General features: G+C 57.7%; 15 protein-coding genes. 4 read left to right on the top strand and 11 right to left on the bottom strand.

The genetic code is table 11. The features are described from left to right. The first annotated feature begins 96 nt into the window (after positions 1–96). Together K7H09_RS06845 and K7H09_RS06850 are read left to right on the top strand one after the other, a co-directional pair. Positions 97–525 (top strand): MerR family transcriptional regulator, encoded by a 429-nt coding sequence (locus K7H09_RS06845; RefSeq protein ID WP_009288270.1) that lies wholly within the window; start codon positions 97–99, stop codon positions 523–525. Then, on the top strand, positions 522–3,107 hold the full coding sequence (locus K7H09_RS06850; protein ID WP_161463734.1) for a heavy metal translocating P-type ATPase: 2,586 nt from the start codon (positions 522–524) through the stop codon (positions 3,105–3,107). The genes K7H09_RS06845 and K7H09_RS06850 overlap by 4 nt, the downstream gene beginning before the upstream one ends. Before the next feature lie 74 nt (positions 3,108–3,181). Here the strand turns inward: K7H09_RS06850 and K7H09_RS06855 are convergent, their stop codons facing one another. From K7H09_RS06855 to ffh, 11 genes are all read right to left on the bottom strand, one after another. Beyond that, positions 3,182–3,811 carry a YitT family protein gene (locus tag K7H09_RS06855; protein ID WP_027957742.1) on the bottom strand — a complete coding sequence of 210 codons (630 nt, stop codon included), beginning with the start codon at positions 3,809–3,811 and terminating at the stop codon, positions 3,182–3,184. 45 nt (positions 3,812–3,856) lie between these two features. Beyond that, positions 3,857–5,668: a single-stranded-DNA-specific exonuclease RecJ gene (locus tag K7H09_RS06860; RefSeq protein WP_027957741.1), complete on the bottom strand. Its 1,812-nt coding sequence runs from the start codon at positions 5,666–5,668 to the stop codon at positions 3,857–3,859. A gap of 7 nt (positions 5,669–5,675) precedes the next feature. Next, the gene (gene thrC / locus K7H09_RS06865; protein WP_039860377.1) at positions 5,676–7,064 is read right to left on the bottom strand and encodes a threonine synthase; all 1,389 of its coding nucleotides are present in this window, start codon (positions 7,062–7,064) and stop codon (positions 5,676–5,678) included. Between the two features lie 6 nt (positions 7,065–7,070). After that, positions 7,071–8,387 (bottom strand): homoserine dehydrogenase, encoded by a 1,317-nt coding sequence (locus K7H09_RS06870; RefSeq protein WP_009288268.1) that lies wholly within the window; start codon positions 8,385–8,387, stop codon positions 7,071–7,073. Between the two features lie 110 nt (positions 8,388–8,497). Next, a complete protein-coding gene (locus K7H09_RS06875) occupies positions 8,498–9,301 on the bottom strand; it encodes a DsbC family protein (RefSeq protein ID WP_161463735.1) in 804 nt (267 codons plus the stop codon). After that, positions 9,276–10,157, bottom strand: coding sequence for a site-specific tyrosine recombinase XerD (xerD, locus tag K7H09_RS06880; protein ID WP_009288267.1), 882 nt, complete (start codon positions 10,155–10,157; stop codon positions 9,276–9,278). Before xerD ends, K7H09_RS06875 begins: the two co-directional genes overlap by 26 nt. Before the next feature lie 130 nt (positions 10,158–10,287). Beyond that, positions 10,288–10,644 (bottom strand): 50S ribosomal protein L19, encoded by a 357-nt coding sequence (gene rplS, locus K7H09_RS06885; RefSeq protein ID WP_027957738.1) that lies wholly within the window; start codon positions 10,642–10,644, stop codon positions 10,288–10,290. Between the two features lie 140 nt (positions 10,645–10,784). Further along, positions 10,785–11,552, bottom strand: coding sequence for a tRNA (guanosine(37)-N1)-methyltransferase TrmD (trmD, locus tag K7H09_RS06890; protein WP_027957737.1), 768 nt, complete (start codon positions 11,550–11,552; stop codon positions 10,785–10,787). A gap of 101 nt (positions 11,553–11,653) precedes the next feature. After that, a complete protein-coding gene (gene rimM, locus K7H09_RS06895) occupies positions 11,654–12,199 on the bottom strand; it encodes a ribosome maturation factor RimM (RefSeq protein WP_230804193.1) in 546 nt (181 codons plus the stop codon). 75 nt (positions 12,200–12,274) lie between these two features. After that, positions 12,275–12,523, bottom strand: coding sequence for a 30S ribosomal protein S16 (gene rpsP / locus K7H09_RS06900; RefSeq protein WP_007111767.1), 249 nt, complete (start codon positions 12,521–12,523; stop codon positions 12,275–12,277). A gap of 311 nt (positions 12,524–12,834) precedes the next feature. Next, positions 12,835–14,235 carry a signal recognition particle protein gene (gene ffh / locus K7H09_RS06905; protein ID WP_230804194.1) on the bottom strand — a complete coding sequence of 467 codons (1,401 nt, stop codon included), beginning with the start codon at positions 14,233–14,235 and terminating at the stop codon, positions 12,835–12,837. 369 nt (positions 14,236–14,604) lie between these two features. Here ffh and K7H09_RS06910 point away from each other — a divergent pair, with 369 nt between their 5' ends. Together K7H09_RS06910 and K7H09_RS06915 are read left to right on the top strand one after the other, a co-directional pair. Next, a complete protein-coding gene (locus K7H09_RS06910; protein WP_230804204.1) occupies positions 14,605–15,402 on the top strand; it encodes a cytochrome C assembly family protein in 798 nt (265 codons plus the stop codon). A gap of 89 nt (positions 15,403–15,491) precedes the next feature. Next, positions 15,492–16,766 carry an HlyC/CorC family transporter gene (locus tag K7H09_RS06915; RefSeq protein WP_230804206.1) on the top strand — a complete coding sequence of 425 codons (1,275 nt, stop codon included), beginning with the start codon at positions 15,492–15,494 and terminating at the stop codon, positions 16,764–16,766. Positions 16,767–16,769: the final 3 nt, after the last annotated feature.

Raw genomic sequence — 16,769 nt, forward strand, 5'->3', positions numbered from 1 at the left:
TCATTTCAGCTTACTGAGCCAAGAGGCCTTGACCTATGGGTTACCCATAGGTTCTACACTAAATAACCACTATTTAACCGGTCGGGAGAACAGGCCATGAAAGTTAACGAGCTTGCCAAACGGGGCGGCGTTACCGCTGAGACCGTGCGCCACTACGCTCGTGAGCAGCTACTTGCCCCCCAGCGCCATCCAGATAACGGCTATCAGCTATTTTCAGATACCGACCTAGAACGTCTGCGGTTTATTCAGCGGGCGCGCAAATTAGGTTTTAGCGTGGCTGAGATTCGCGACATTCTGACCCACGCCGACCAAGGCGACTCTCCCTGCCCCTTGGTACGCGACTTACTCGCCAGCCGCTTGCCGCAAATTCGAGCACGTATTGCCGAGTTGGAAGCGCTAGCCGAACGAATGGAACAGGCCATGGAGAGCTGGCAGCAAATGCCCGACGGCTCCCCCGACGGCCACAGCGTGTGTCGCCTGATTGAGAGCTTTCCTGACGCCCCGTCTATTAAGGAGACCCCATGAGCGACGCCTCTACCGAAGCCGCCTCAAGCGTAAGCCCTGCCAATGGAGCCACCACGCGAACCATCCCCGGCATGAATTGCCAGGGCTGCGTCAAGCGTATGCGCGAGGCGATTCAAAGTGGTGACCCTGAAGCAGACGTCACCGGCATTCCTAGCGAAAAACGCCTCGAGGTTGTTTCGACTCTAACCGACGCCGAGCTTGATCAACGCTTGACCGCGGCGGGCTACCCGCCAGGCGAAGCAGCTCTGGAGGAAGCAGCCCCAGACGATGTTGATAATCAGCCAGAAACCGCGGCACCCGCTGATGCCGAAGCTGAAAAAACCGCAAGTGCTCACTCCCAGTCTCAAGGGCAAGGCAAGAAACAGCGCTTGGCGATTAGTGGGATGACCTGCGCCAGCTGCGTCAACAGCGTGCAGAAAGCACTAGAGCGAACTGAGGGAGTCGACACCGCCAGCGTCAATTTTGGCACCCACTCCGCCCAGGTGTTTGGCAGTGCCGAGACCCAAGCGTTAATCGCCGCCGTTGAGTCAGCCGGCTATGGCGCCGAACCGATTGTGGATATGCGGGAAGCAGAACGCACTCGTGCAGAGCAGGATGCCAAGACTTACCAAAAACGGCTGCGCGGCAGCGCGATCTCGCTGGCACTGGCGATTCCGCTGATGCTCAGCATGCTTTTTTTCCATCCCCACCCGATGGGCATGGGGCGTCTCTACTGGCTGGTGATCGGCTTGTTAACCTTGGGTATTTTGGCCTTCCCAGGACGCCACTTTTTCGTCAACGCCTGGAAGCAGTTTAAGCATCGCCAAGCCAATATGGATACCCTGGTGGCCATGGGCACCGGCACCGCCTGGCTCTACTCCATGGCCGTGGTGCTGTTTGCGCCATGGCTGCCAGAAGTCGCTCAGGGGATCTATTTTGAAGCCTCAGCCATGGTGATCGGGCTGATTCTACTCGGCAATGCCATGGAGCTACGTGCCCGGGGCCGCACCAGCAATGCGCTAAAGCGCCTGCTTGACCTACAGAGCCGAACAGCGCGGGTGATTCGCGACGGTCACGAGCAGGAGATTGATATTGATGCGGTGCGCGCTGGCGACCACGTACGAGTACGCCCCGGCGAGCGTTTACCGGTGGATGGAGACGTCGTTGAAGGCCAAAGCCATATCGATGAGTCGATGCTTACCGGCGAGCCACTCCCCATCACCAAAAGCGCGGGGGATGAAGTCAGCGCTGGCACGGTGAATGGCAAAGGTGGCTTGATCTATCGCGCCACGCGGGTGGGCACCGACACGCGCCTGGGGCAGATTACCGAACAGGTAGCGAGCGCCCAAAACTCGCGCCCACCGATTGGCGAGCTAGCCGACCAAGTCTCCAGCGTTTTTGTACCTGCGGTAATGATCATTGCCGTATTGACGACCCTGGTGTGGTTCAACCTAGGGCCCGCTCCCCAGGTGATCCATATGTTGGTGACGGCGACTACCGTACTGATTATTGCCTGCCCCTGCGCGCTGGGTCTGGCGACGCCAATCTCGACCATGATCGGCGTCGGTAAAGCGGCAGAGCATGGGGTGCTGGTACGCAGCGGCGAGGCGCTGCAAACCGCTAGCAAGCTGACCACGCTAGTCGTCGATAAAACCGGCACGCTCACCCAGGGCAAGCCCAGCGTCACCGATGCGCAGATGTTTGGCGTAGAGCAATCCACCGCGCTGGCGTTGGTGCACGCGCTGGAACGCAGCTCCGAGCACCCATTGGCGGCGGCGTTAATGACCTACGCGGATGAACACGAGGCTAACCCTGCCGAGATTAATGGTTTCGACAGCGTGACTGGTGGCGGGGTAAAAGCCCAAACCGCCGACGGCAAAGCGCTGCTGCTGGGCAATGCGCGTCTGTTAAGTGAAGCCGGTGTGGATCTCAAGGCAGGTGAAGAGCAAGCCCGCGCTCTGGAGGAGCAGGCCCGCACGCTGGTGTACTTGGCGGTAGATGGCAAATTGGCCGCCCTGTTTGGCATCAGCGACCCGCTTCGCCACGACACCGTGGCCGCAATCAAGCGCCTGCAAAAAGACGGCTTAACCATCGTTATGTTAACCGGCGATAACGAGCACACCGCCAGGGCCATTGCCCAGGAAGTAGGCATTGATGAGTTTCGGGCAGGGCTGTTACCCGAGGACAAGCACGCCGAGATAGAGCGTCGTCAGAAGGCGGGAGAAATCGTTGGCATGGTGGGCGATGGCATCAATGATGCCCCGGCGCTGGCCCGAGCGAACGTGGGCTTTGCCATTGGCCAAGGCACCGATGTGGCGATTGAGAGCGCGGGCATCACGCTCATGCGCGGCTCGCTGCACGGGGTAGCGTCAGCAATTGAGATCAGCCGCGCCACGCTGCGCAATATCAAACAGAACCTGGTGGGTGCCTTTGGCTACAACCTGCTGTGTATTCCCATCGCGGCGGGGGTGCTCTACCCACTCACCGGCATGCTGCTCTCACCGATGATAGCGGGCGCTGCCATGTCACTCTCTTCCATCACCGTGGTGAGTAACGCCAATCGCTTGCGGCTATGGAAAGCCAGTCAGGAGGACGCCTCATGAGCTTATTGATCAACTTGGCAGGCCTGGGGCTTATCGCACTGATAGTGTGGTGGTTCTGGCTTGGCTAAACGTTTTTAGCTCACCCCAATATAGCGCCCTGGCTTATGGTTCAGGGCGATAATCAGGTTTAGCGTCAATGCTCCCAGCACTGAATAACCCACACGATCCAGCGGTAGCTGCGTTAACGCAATCAACAGAATAACGCCATCGATGGCGAGTTGAACGTAGCCTGCGCGCAGGCCGTGTTTATCCTGTAAGTAGAGCGCAAGGATATTGATACCGCCCAGGCTGGTACGGTGGCGAAACAGCATCAGCATACCAATGCCCATCAGCGCGCCGCCCATCAAGGCGGCGTAGATCGAGGGCACGTTGGCAAATTGCACCCAGCCTTGGGTTAACTCAGAAAACAGCGATACTAAGCCGATGGCGGCAAAGGTGCGTAGGGTAAAACTCCACCCCATCCGCTTCACCGCCAAGTAGTAAAACGGCAGGTTAATGGCAAAAAAGTACACTCCAAAACCCCAGCCGGTAATGCTGCTGGTGATGTAGCTCAACAGCAGCGCCAAGCCTGCCGTACTACCGGTCAATAGCACCGCATGGGTGTAAAAGGTTACCCCCAGCGCAACAAAGAACGTGCCCAGCAGCATCGCCATCATATCTTCATAGGGGCGATGCTGATCCTTGGGTAAATCTTCCACGCGCATGGGGCGTCCTTACTTAAGTTGCCAGTAGATGATGCGATGTACAGCTTAAATTGGGCTGGCGTGCTCGACCATCAACTGCAGCGTCTCGCGGCCGCGCCAGCGGTTACGGTTAAGCTTATAAGCACAGTGCAGTGTATCCCCCACGTTAAACCCAGGCAGTTCCCCTGGCGTTAAGGCACGAAACCAGATGGCTTTGCAGGTCACCGGGCCAGAGGAGAGTTCCAGCATCAGGTGCGCGCCGTCAGCACCCACCGGGCGCAGCGCCTCGACAATAAAGCGGCCTTCAAACAGCGGCGGATCAAACTCCCGCCCGTAGGGCCCAAGGGTTTCTATCTCTTGCAAGGTGGTCAGCGAAAGCTGTGCCGTGGAGAGCTCGCCATCCGTCCATAGGCGCGGATAGAGCGTTCGTCCCTCCAGCTGTTCGCCTACGGCCCTCAAGAAAGCCGCTTTAAAGACGTCAAGCTGATCCCGTGGCACGCCCACCCCTGCCGCACCACTATGACCGCCAAAGCGTGGCAGCGCCTGGGGAGCAAGCTCAAAGGTACGCTGTAGGGCATCGCGCAGGTGCAGTCCATCAATCGAGCGGCCGGAGCCGGTTAGCATGCCAGGTGCCGAGGCTTGTGTTAGCACCAGCGCCGGGCGCCCGTAGGCCTGCACCAATCGCGAGGCGACGATACCCTGTACGCCGGGGTGCCCGTCTTCAAGCAGCACCACCACGGCGGGCTCATCGGCGTCCAGAGCTGCTGTGGCAAGAGTGCGCGCCTCGGCGGCCATATCGGCCTCAATCGCTTTGCGGGACTGGTTATCCTGATCCAGCACGTCGAGCTGGCGATTGGCGACCCCATCGTTCTCGGCCAGCATAAAGTGCAGCGCCGCGTAGGGGTCGTCCAGCCGCGAGCGGGCATTGATACGCGGCCCCATCTGAAACGCTAACGTCTCGGCGTTAAACGGCACACTGTCAGCGCCTAAGCGCGTGGCCATAGCGCGCCAGCACGCCGCATCCATACGATTGATCAGTTTTAACCCTTGATTGACCACCGCGCGGTTGGCGGGGCTACCGCCTAGGGAGACACAGTCAGCCACGGTGCCCAAAGCTACGTAGGAGAGCCAGGGCGACAGCTTGGGCGTCGACTCTGATAGCGCCCCCCACTCAATCAGCACGCCGCGGGCGAGTGACATCAACAGCCACGCCACCATACAGCCAGCGATGGTTTTGTCGGGATACTCACAGTCATCACGGGTAGGGTTAACACAGGCGAATGCCGAGCTTGGCGGCCCCTCACTGGGCAGGGCGTGGTGGTCGCTGACTACCACGTCGATACCTGCCGCTTTTAATCGCGCGATACGCGGCTCATCAGAGCTACCACAATCGGCGGTAATCACCAGGGTGGGAAACGGCTTTTGAGCCAAGGTGCGCTCTACCAGCGGTAGGCTAATCCCATAGCCGTCGTGAATACGGTGGCCAATCAGGCTATGTAGCTTGCCCTCTGGCACCCCAAACAGCTCCACCAGCGTGCGCCTAATCACCACGTGGGAGGTAATGCCATCCACGTCGTAGTCGGTGAGAATGCCGATGGCCTCACCCTCTGCCACCGCCTGAGCGATACGTTCGGCGGCGCGGCGACCGTCGGCCAGTTTCTCCGGGTGGGCCAAATAACGCAGGCTAGGTGCTATTAACGGTAGCAACTCACCGCTGTAGCCCGGCAAGCGCGAGGCCAGCAAACGCGCCTGCAGTTCGCTTAGGCCTTCCGCCTGAGCGCGGGCATAAAGCGCCTCATCCACTGGACGAGGCTCTAAGCGCGGCCCGGCCTTGCTAGACGACAGCGTGCGATGGGGTAAATCAGTCACTGAGGCCATTAATACGTCAACGCCGGTTTTCCGCAACGTACTGCTGCACGGCGGCAAGTTCCGCAGGGAGCACTGTGTAGCGCTCTTCGCGCTCAATCAGGTCTTCCATATGCGGCGGCAGTGGCACGCCCAGGAAGCCCGCCTTCACAACGGCCTCGGCGAATTTAGCCGGGTGCGCAGTGGCGAGGGTAATCATTGGCGTTGACTGATCTGCCCGGGCACGCTCGGCAGCACGATAGCCGGTGGCGGTGTGCGGGTCGAGCATTTCACCAGTGCGTTTATGGGCGTCGCGGATCACTTCCAGAATCGTCGCATCGTCCACGCTGTAGCTGGAGAACTTCTCGCGCAGCTTGGCCAGCGGCGCATCGGCCAGCGCCGTGGGTTCCTGCTGGAAGCGCTCAAGCAGCGCCGCCACGGCCAAGCCATCGCGGTCGTAGGCGTCAAACAACAGGCGCTCAAAGTTAGATGACACAACGATATCCATGGAGGGCGCTAAAGTAGCCGCTAGCTCTTTTTTGGAGAAGTCGTTGGCGGCCAGCGTGCGGTGCAGAATGTCGTTGGCGTTGGTGGCGATGATGAACTGCTTCACCGGCAGGCCCATTTTGTAGGCCATATAACCGGCAAACACGTTGCCGAAGTTAGCCGACGGCACGCAGAAGCTCACTTCACGGTGCGGCGCACCCAGCGCAACGCCGGAGGCGATGTAGTAAACGATCTGCGCCATAATGCGCGCCCAGTTGATCGAGTTCACCGCGACCAAGCGAGTACCGTTGAGGAACGACTGATCGGCAAAGCTGGCCTTGACCATCGCCTGGGCGTCATCGAAATTGCCTTCGATGGCAATATTGAAGACGTTATTGGCCAGCACCGAGGTCATTTGTCGGCGCTGTACTTCCGAGACCCGGTTGTGCGGGTGCAGGATAAAGATATCCAGGTTGTCGCAGTGGCGACAGCCTTCAATCGCCGCCGAGCCGGTATCGCCAGAGGTCGCACCCATGATCACCGCACGCTCGCCACGCTTTTTCAGGAAGTGGTCGAGCAGGCGGCCGAGCAGCTGTAGCGCTACGTCTTTAAATGCCAGGGTCGGGCCGTGGAACTGCTCAAGCAGGAAGTGATTGGCATCCAGCTGTTTGAGCGGCAGCACGGCGTCGTGATTAAAGGTCGCGTAGGCCTCGGTCACGATGTTGCGGAAGGTCTCGTCGTCGATCTCACCGTTCACAAACGGCTTCATCACCCTAAAGGCGATTTCCGCATAGGAGAGCCCGGCCATGTCGGCCAGCTCTCCCCGGGAGAACTCAGGCATTGTTTCCGGCACATAGAGGCCGCCGTCGCTGGCCATACCGGTGAGCACCACTTCTTCAAAGGAGAGCGCGGGCGCCTGCCCGCGCGTGCTGATATAGCGCATCTAGGCTTACTCCCCTTCACTCAAGCTTTCCACGCGAATACGCGTGACGGGGCCCGCAATATCGGCCATGGATTCGATTTCGCGAATCGCTGCGTTCATCTGCTTCTCTTTAGTACGGTGTGTGAGCAGAATGATCGGCACCAGCTCGCCTTCGGTCGCCTCTTTCTGAATCAGTGCCTCGATCGAGATGCCCTGCTCAGATAGAATCGTGGCCACCCGCGCCAACACGCCGGGGCGATCCACCGCCAGCAGGCGCAGGTAGTAGGCCGTGATGATATCTTCCATCGGCATGATGGGCAGTTGGCTGACATCTTCGTCGATGCCGCTAAACGCCAGGTACGGCACCCGGTAGCGGTGCTCGGTGGAGATATCCCGCGCCACGTCGAGTAAATCGGCCACCACCGCTGATGCAGTCGGCTCGGCGCCGGCGCCAGCGCCGTAGTAGAGCGTCGGCCCTACCGCGTCGCCCATTACTGCAATAGCATTTTTTACGCCATGAACATTGGCCAGCAGGCGCTCTTTAGGAATCAGCGTGGGGTGAACCCGCAGTTCCAGGCCTTGATCGGTACGCTTGGAGATACCCAGGTGCTTGATCACGTAGCCAAGGTTGTCGGCTTGCTCGACGTCTTCCGCAGTAATCCGTGAAATGCCTTCGGTGAAGGCTTTCTCGAACTGCAGCGGCACGCCGTAGGCAATCGAGGCCAAAATCGTCAGTTTGTGTGCCGCATCGATACCTTCCACGTCAAAGGTGGGGTCAGATTCGGCGTAGCCTAGCGCTTGAGCTTCCGCGAGCACGTCCTCAAAGGCGCGGCCTTCATCGCGCATATGGGTAAGAATATAGTTGCCGGTGCCGTTGATAATCCCCGCTACCCATTCAATGCGGTTGGCACCCAAGCCTTCGCGCAGCGATTTGATCACCGGGATGCCGCCTGCGACTGCAGCTTCGAATGCTACGATGACGCCCTTTTCGTGAGCGGCTTTGAAGATTTCGTTGCCGTGCACCGCAATCAGCGCCTTGTTGGCGGTGACCACGTGCTTGCCGTTTTCAATGGCGGTGAGCACCAGCTCGCGGGCGATATCGTAACCGCCAACGAGCTCCACCAGGACATCCACATTGGGGTTGGTCGCGACTTCAAACACATCGGAGGTGGCATTGATGCCGGTAATATCGCAGTCAGGATGAATACTGCGGTGAGCAACCTGCTCAATCACAATAGGGCGGCCAGCACGACGCGCAATATCATCAGCGTTGCGAGTCAATACGTTAAAGGTGCCGCCACCGACAGTACCTAGACCACAAATACCTACTCTTACCGGTTTCAAAATACTTCCCCTTTCGTGTTGTGCACCTGGTGGTGCTGGCCTTAATTACGGTTTTGAATTCGATCTTAAAGACCGTGCCTCAGCGCTTTGTATTATCTTTCAATGTGACGTCATTCGTCATCTAAGCCTAACATGGCAAAGAGCCGCTCGGGGGGCACAAAGCCCGGCACCAGTTGCCCATTGGGCAAAATAATTGCTGGCGTGCCTTGTACGCCCAGTGCCTTACCCAGATCATACTGCCCCGCCACAGGATTGTCGCAGTCTGCTGCACTGGAAATAGTCTCGCCTTCTTTGGCTTGAGTCATCGCTTCGCTGCGATTATCCGAGCACCACACCTGCTGCAGCATGGTGGCAGCCTGGCTGCCCATGCCCGCACGGGGAAAGGCCATATAGTGAACGGCGATACCACGCTCATTCAACTCCGGAATGGTGTCGTGTAACCGCGCGCAATAGGGGCAAGTAGGATCGGTAAATACCGTCACTGTTGCTTTCGGTTCATCGGCACCGCGGAAGATCACTAGCTCACTCTCAGGCACTGCCGCCAGCGCATCTGCACGCTCTTGGTTCTGCTCTTGCTCGGTCAAGTTGACCAACCCGTCGGGTGCGTTTTCATATAGGTCGCCGACCAGGAAGTGGCTGCCGTCTGCATTGGAGTAGAAAGATTCGCCGTTCTCCAACCGCACGTGATAAACGCCATCCATAGGCGTTTCGGTGACCGCTTCCACGGGCATCGACTGGCCATTGACGCTAAGTGTTTCAGCCAAACGATCTGCCACGTCGTCAGCCTGTGCAGCGGAAGGTAGCAGGCTGGCAGTTAGCAAACACGCCAGCATCGAGGAAGGTGTCAGTAAAGGTAGTGTTACAAAACGGCGTTGACGCATCATCAATTCAACCTCGTGGGTGATGTTCAGCATGTAGGCTTTCCAAGCGCGCCTGGGCTACATGGGTATAAATTTGGGTCGTCGACAGATCGCTATGACCCAGCAGCAGCTGTACGACCCGCAAATTGGCCCCATGATTCAATAAATGGGTGGCAAATGCATGGCGAAGCGTATGGGGCGACAGTGGCCGGGTAATCCCTGCCGTTATGGCATGCACCTTAATCCGGTGCCAAAACGTTTGCCGGGTCATCGCTTTGTCACCCCGCCCAGGAAACAGCGCGGGGCGTGTTGGGTCGCTCATCAGCGCCAACCGTGCAGTCTGCATATAGTGCGCCAGCCAATCTGCGGCCTCTTCGCCCATGGGAACCAAGCGGTCTTTATCGCCTTTACCACGCACCCTAACCACGTTTTGGCGCAGATTGACCGCATCACCAGTGAGCCCTACCAGCTCTGATACCCGTAAGCCACAGGCGTACAGCAGCTCCAGCATGGCACGGTCACGAACCCCCAAAGGAGTCTCCGTATCCGGCGCCAAGAGTAGGCGCTCAACCTCGTCCTCTTCCAAGGTATTAGGCAAGCCGGGTATGACCCGCGGTAGTTTGATATCAGTCAGTGGGTCACTTTCCACTTGGTTGTTTAAACGCCCCCAACGGTAGAAGCTGCGCAGCGTCGACAGCAGCCGGGCATTACTGCGCAGTTGATACCCCTCCTCCCGGCGACTGGCCAGCCACTCACTGAGGCGCTCCGGCGGCGGCGCCAGAAGGGCTTCACCGTGGCTCTCCAGGTGGCTCTGCCAGGCGGTTAAATCACGCCGATAGGCGGCTAACGTATGATCGCTGGCGCCCTGCTCAAGCCAGAGAGCATCTAAAAATGCATCGATAACGCTCATACGTTAGTCACCTCAAGCCGCTTTTGTTGAGCGGATAAACAAAACCCCGCCCCGCAAAGCGGTGACGGGGTCTTGGTATCCGGGCGCGACGCCTGTTCGAGAACAGCGTGCGCCCGAGGAACAGTGGCGTTTAAGCCAGCTTTTCCTTGATACGTGCAGAACGACCACTGCGCTCGCGCAGGTAGTAAAGCTTGGCTTGACGCACGTCACCGCGACGCTTGACTTCGATAGAGTCAACCAGCGGGCTGTAGGTCTGGAAGGTACGCTCAACGCCAACGCCGTGAGAAATTTTACGCACGGTGAAAGCGGAGTTCAGGCCACGGTTACGCTTACCGATGACTACACCTTCAAACGCCTGCAGACGCTCCCGAGTACCTTCTTTTACTTTTACCTGAACGACAATGGTGTCGCCGGGGGCAAAGGGAGGAATTTCTTTGCCCATTTGCTCAGATTCGATCGCCTGGATCACTTTGCTTTTACTGCTCATCATCATACTCCTGAATAACGTGTTGGCTTGACCGCTCAATCATGGGTGGCGGAAGCCGTGATCCCGGCGCTCGAAACGAGCTACGCGGGAGTCGTTATGGGTGACACAGGTGCGCATACGCCCTGCACCGCCGCTCTGGCCTACTCAGTTTTAGCTGACAGAGCGTGTTCTTCGATAAACTCGTTCAACAGCTTACGCTGTTCGGCATCTAACGGCCGCCCTTCCAACAGGTCTGGACGACGCTGCCATGTACGCCCGAGTGACTGCTTTAACCGCCAGCGCTTGATGGCTGCATGATTACCGCTTAACAGCACATCCGGCACTTGGCGCCCGTCGATGACTTCTGGACGGGTATAGTGCGGGCAGTCTAAAAGACCGTCATTAAACGAGTCTTCGATAGCGGAATCCTGATGACCCAGTACACCGGGAATCAGCCTTGCCGCTGCATCAATCAGCACCATCGCTGGCAGCTCACCGCCGCTCAACACATAGTCGCCAATCGACCACTCTTCATCGATGTCACTCTCCACCACGCGTTCATCAATGCCTTCATAGCGCCCTGCCACGACCACTAAAGGCCCGGCGGAAGCCAGTGCTTGAACGCCCTGCTGATCCAGCTTACGCCCCTGGGGCGAGAGGTAGATCACCGTCGGCACCAAGCCGGTGGCTTTCTGCGCCCGTTCCCGGGCGGCAAAGATCGCTGCGCGCAGGGTGTCGACTTTCATCAACATGCCTGGACCACCACCATAGGGGCGGTCATCGACGCTGCGGTGGCGGTCAGTGGCATAATCCCGCGGGTTCCAAAACTCCAGTGCAATACGCTGTTTTTCTACCGCTCTGCCGACCACACCCTGTTGCGTGAGCGCGTCAAACATCTCGGGAAACAACGACACTACACCAATCCACATTGCAGGCACTGCTGCTTCGCTCGCCGTTTCCGGCGCGTTGCCACTATCCAACTCGGTTGAGTCGGTAGATGCATCATTGCTCAAACTGTTCATAAGTTTGGTCAAAACTCAGGATCCCAATCGACGACCATACGGCCCTCTTGGGAACTGATTTCGATAATGACGTCGTCTGGCAAAAATGGCAGCAGTCGCTCGCGCTTGTCGATTGACTCTGAATCGCCGCGAACCACCATGACATCGTTGGCGCCGGTTTCAAACAGGTAGCTTACCCGTCCTAGCCGTTCGCCGGCCTGAGTGAAGACCGCCATGCCTTCAAGCTCATGCCAATAATACTCATCGTCGGAAAGCTCAGGCAGCGACTCTTTGGGCATCAAAATATCCGTTTGGGCTAATGCTTCCGCCGCACTACGGTCATCGACCCCTTCAAGCTGCACCACTAGTCCTTTGCCCTGCCGACGTCCCTGAACAATGCTAATGCGCTTCAGGGTTTCACCTTGGCGCACCCACCATTCCGGGTACTCAAGAATGCTGTCCATTGGGCTAGTGTAGGAGTACACCTTGAGCCAACCTTTCACCCCATAAGGGCTAGTCAGCTTGCCTAGCACCACATGCGTGTCGTCAGTTTGGCTTATTTCAAAACGCGTCATCGACGACCTCAGCTACCCAGCACTCACATTCTTTCTCACGCAAAAAGTCCCAGACATCAAGACTCAAAAGCAGGCTTAGGCCTGTTTGCGTGCTTCTTTTACCAGCTCAGCAACACGACCAGACAGCTGGGCGCCTTGGCTCTGCCAGTGAACAACGCGGTCTAGGTCAACGCGCAGACGCTCTTCCTGACCACGGGCAACCGGGTTGAAGAAGCCGATACGCTCGATGAAACGACCGTCGCGAGCGTTACGCGAGTCGGTAACGGTCAGGTGGTAAAAGGGACGCTTCTTGGCGCCACCACGGGCCAAACGAATGGTAACCATACGATAACTATCCTTCGGTTGAGGTTACGAGAGTGTGTTTATAGCGCTAACCGCTATCGGAACACTCGTCGTGCTGTTTTCTTGGCGCTAAACTGGCACACGACCACATAAAGCGGCTTGCATGACCTTTTTTAACACCATTAAGGCCTTCATTGAGCGCTGCTACTGCTACGTTTTGACGTATTTGGGCAGCACCCACGCATGAAGAGGCCGCATTCTACGCAAATGCGCCCGGCTTGGAAAGCCTGACAGCCAGAAAACTGATAGGTCGTCAACCTCACCAAGCGCATCAGTACGTTACTATTGGCGTCTTAGCGCCGCGGCAATCCACCGGGGCCGCCCATTCCACCGGGCCCACCTGGGCCGCCGCCACCCATCATGCCGGACATGCCACGCATCATTTTCTGCATGCCGCCCTTCTGGCCTGCTTTCTTCATCATTTTCTGCATCTGCTTATGCTGCTTAAGCAGGCGATTGAGGTCAGGCACTTGCAGACCGGCCCCCGAGGCAATGCGGCGCTTGCGCGAGCCATTGATAATGTCGGGCTTGCGGCGCTCTTTAGGCGTCATGGAATTAATTAGTGCTTCCAACTTGCCCAGCTCTTTCTCGGGACCAGGGCCTTGAGCCATCTCAGCCATCTGCCCCATACCCGGCAACTTGCCCATTAGGCCACCCATACCGCCCATCTTCTTGAGCTGCTGGAGCTGATCGCGAAAATCTTCCAGGTCAAAGCCATCACCCTTCTTGACCTTTTTGGCCAACTTCTCGGCTTTGGACTTATCGACGGTGCGCTCGGCTTCCTCGATCAGCGACAGCATGTCGCCCATGCCCAAGATGCGCGAGGCGACCCGGTCTGGGTGGAAGGGCTCCAGGGCATCGACTTTCTCGCCGACACCCATGAACTTGATTGGCTTACCGGTAATGTGACGTACTGAAAGCGCCGCACCGCCGCGGGCATCACCGTCCGCTTTGGTCAGGATCACACCGGTTAGCGGCAGCGCTTCGCTGAACGCCTTGGCGGTATTGGCAGCATCCTGGCCGGTCATGGCATCGACGACAAACAGCGTTTCCTGAGGCGAGACCGCTTTATGCAGCGCCTGGATCTCTGCCATCATGGCTTCGTCAATCGCCAGACGACCGGCGGTATCAATCAACACCACATCGTGAAACTGGATCTTGGCGTGCTTGATGGCCGCTTCGGCAATCGCCACCGGCTGCTGGTCAGAGCGCGAAGAAAAAAAGTCCACTTCGACTTCTTTAGCCAGGGTTTCGAGCTGGTCGATGGCTGCCGGACGATAAACGTCGGCGGACACTACCAAGACTTTCTTCTTCTCGCGCTCGCGTAGGTAGCGGGCCAGCTTGGCCACCGAGGTGGTTTTACCCGCACCCTGTAAGCCGGCCATCAATACAACGGCAGGGGAGCCTTTAAGCACAAAGCCGTCGTTGGCTTCGCCCATGATCGCTTCCAGCTCTTGCTGGACGATTTTGACGAACTGCTGGCCTGGTGACAGGCTTTTGGATACTTCCTGGCCTACCGCCCGCTCGCGTACACGCTCGATAAACGCCTTGATGACCGGGAGTGCTACGTCGGCCTCAAGCAGTGCGCGGCGTACTTCGCGCAGGGTATCTTTAATGTTGTCGTCGGTCAGGCGAGCCTGACCCTTAATCGACTTCAACGTCTGGGAAAGACGCTCACTTAGATTCTGGAACATGGGGCCTCTCTGCCTCCGTCACTGCCGTCGGCGCGCACGCCCTGGACTAATTAGTAAAAAGATTATACGCGCTCACGCTTTGAGTCTCCATGGGCGAGTGCCAGGATCCTGCCAGGGCAAGCTGACGCAAGGGCGCTGTGAACCCATCCATGGGCGCTACTTTCGCCATCCATGGCGAAAGACCCTTGCTAACAGCTTTCCCTGGCGTTCATACATACTGACTCCGAATCTTTAGCTATTTTCATGCGTTTGCCCCGCTGGGCGACGCCGCTTGGATTCGTTATAGTAGCTGGATAGATTCTCGTCGTAATCACACTTAATTCGTTTATTTATTCACAGCAACGCGCTGCAAGGCGCACGGATAGCATCATGCAGGCGCTCCCTTTCGCCACGATTGCTTTTGTTCTTTATGTTGCCGCTGCCATTTGGCAGGGCATGACGCTGTTCCGGCGCGTGCCGCCTCGCCAGGGCATGGTACGCCTGCTCGCCGTACTGGGCTTACTGCTGCACATCCCTGTGGTGGTCAAACTAGTCGGCCAATCGCCTGGCCTGCTGCCTGGCTTTACCACTAGCGCCACGCTGCTGATGGCGGTGGCAGTCAATGTTGTGCTGGTAGCCAGCCTGTTTAAACCGGTACTGAACGCGGGCATTGCGCTGTTTCCACTGGCGGGTATTGCGCTACTCGCTGCCACTTGGCTACCCAATCAAGGCGGCCACACCGGACTGACACCGGGCATTTTATTGCATGCGATAAGTTCAGCGTTGGCGTTTGCCGTGCTGGCGATCGCCGCCGTTCAAGCAGTGCTGGTCGGCCTACAGAACCAGGCACTGCGCCACCACCACATCCGTGGCATTGTGCAGTCGCTCCCACCGCTCACCACCATGGAACGAGTGCTGTTTGAACTGGTGTGGGCTGGCATCATTTTGCTGACGCTCTCCATCGCCAGCGGACTTATTTTCTTAGACAACTTCTTTGCCCAGCATTTGGCGCATAAAACCGTGCTGTCACTGCTCGCTTGGATAATCTTTACAACGCTTCTGATTGGCCGTTATCGCTTTGGCTGGCGCGGCATGCGTGCCGTACGCTGGACACTGGGCGGCTGCGGCCTGCTGGTACTGGCCTACTTTGGCAGCAAGTTCGTGCTTGAGGTGTTACTCAACCGCTGACGGGGTGTGTTCACGCCTTTGGTTGTCTTGACACACCACTCGCTACCTTCTACAAATCGAGCCTAATCCGCCACAAAGGACTTTTCGACTTGAGCGACGACTTCCCCCTGGGGTTACTGTTCGGCCTGCTAGCCTTACTGATACTGCTTTCTGCGTTTTTCTCCAGCTCTGAAACCGGCATGATGTCGATTAACCGCTACCGCTTGAGCCATCAAGCCAACAGCGGTGACCGCAGAGCCAAACGGGTCATGCGCCTGCTCACCCGCCCAGACCGCCTTATCGGCGTTATCCTGATCGGCAACAACTTCGTTAACAACCTGGCGGCATCCATTGCCACTATTATCGCCATTCACTTCTTCGGCGACGTATCTGGGCCGGCCATCTCTACCGCCCTTCTGACCATCACGATTCTTATTTTTGCCGAAGTAACGCCAAAAACCTACGCCGCGATTAAACCTGAGCGGATCGCTTACCCGACCTCCTTCGCCCTTGAGCCGTTGCTGAAGCTACTTTACCCGCTGGTATGGCTAGTTAACGTGATGTCTAACGGCTTGCTCCGACTGGTGGGCGTTAAAAGCGTTGATAATGGCGGGGATAGCCTGACTCGCGATGAGCTGCGCACGGTGGTTCACGAGGCGGGCACGCTGATCCCCTACCGCCACCGAGCGATGCTGCTATCGATCCTCGACCTTGAGAATGTCACTGTGAACGACATCATGGTGCCGCGACACGAGGTGCTGGGTATCGATCTGGATGATTCGCTCGAGGAGATCTTGACCCAGATTCGCACCAGCCAGCATACCCGGCTACCGGTTTATAAGGGCGACATTAATAATATTATCGGCATGCTGCATCTACGCAACGCGGCTCGTTTTCTCTCCCGAGACGAAGTCACCAAAGCGTCGATTGTGCAGGAGGCTCGCGAACCCTACTTCATTCCTGAATCCACACCGCTCCATACCCAGCTGCTCAACTTTCAGAAGCAGAAGCGGCGTATCGGCATTGTGGTGGATGAGTATGGCGACGTAGAAGGTCTCGTCACTCTGGAAGATATTCTGGAAGAGATCGTGGGTGAATTCACCACCGATGTCTCTGAGGATGAAGAGATTCATCAACAGGACGATGGCAGTCATGTGATTGAAGGCACTGCCAACATCCGCGAGATTAACAAGATGCTCGGCTGGCAGTTGCCGACCGATGGCCCCAAGACGCTCAACGGACTAATCCTTGAGCATCTGGAAGCCTTTCCGGAAGGGCCTGCGTGTCTGCAAATTGGCAATATGCGCATGGAGATTTTGGAGATTCGAGACAACCTCATCACCTCTGCGCGCTGCTGGCAAAAGCAGCGGGCGGCTCGCCGCTAGCAA

The organism is Halomonas sp. IOP_14 (genome assembly GCF_021021315.1).
GTDB lineage: Bacteria > Pseudomonadota > Gammaproteobacteria > Pseudomonadales > Halomonadaceae > Vreelandella > Vreelandella titanicae.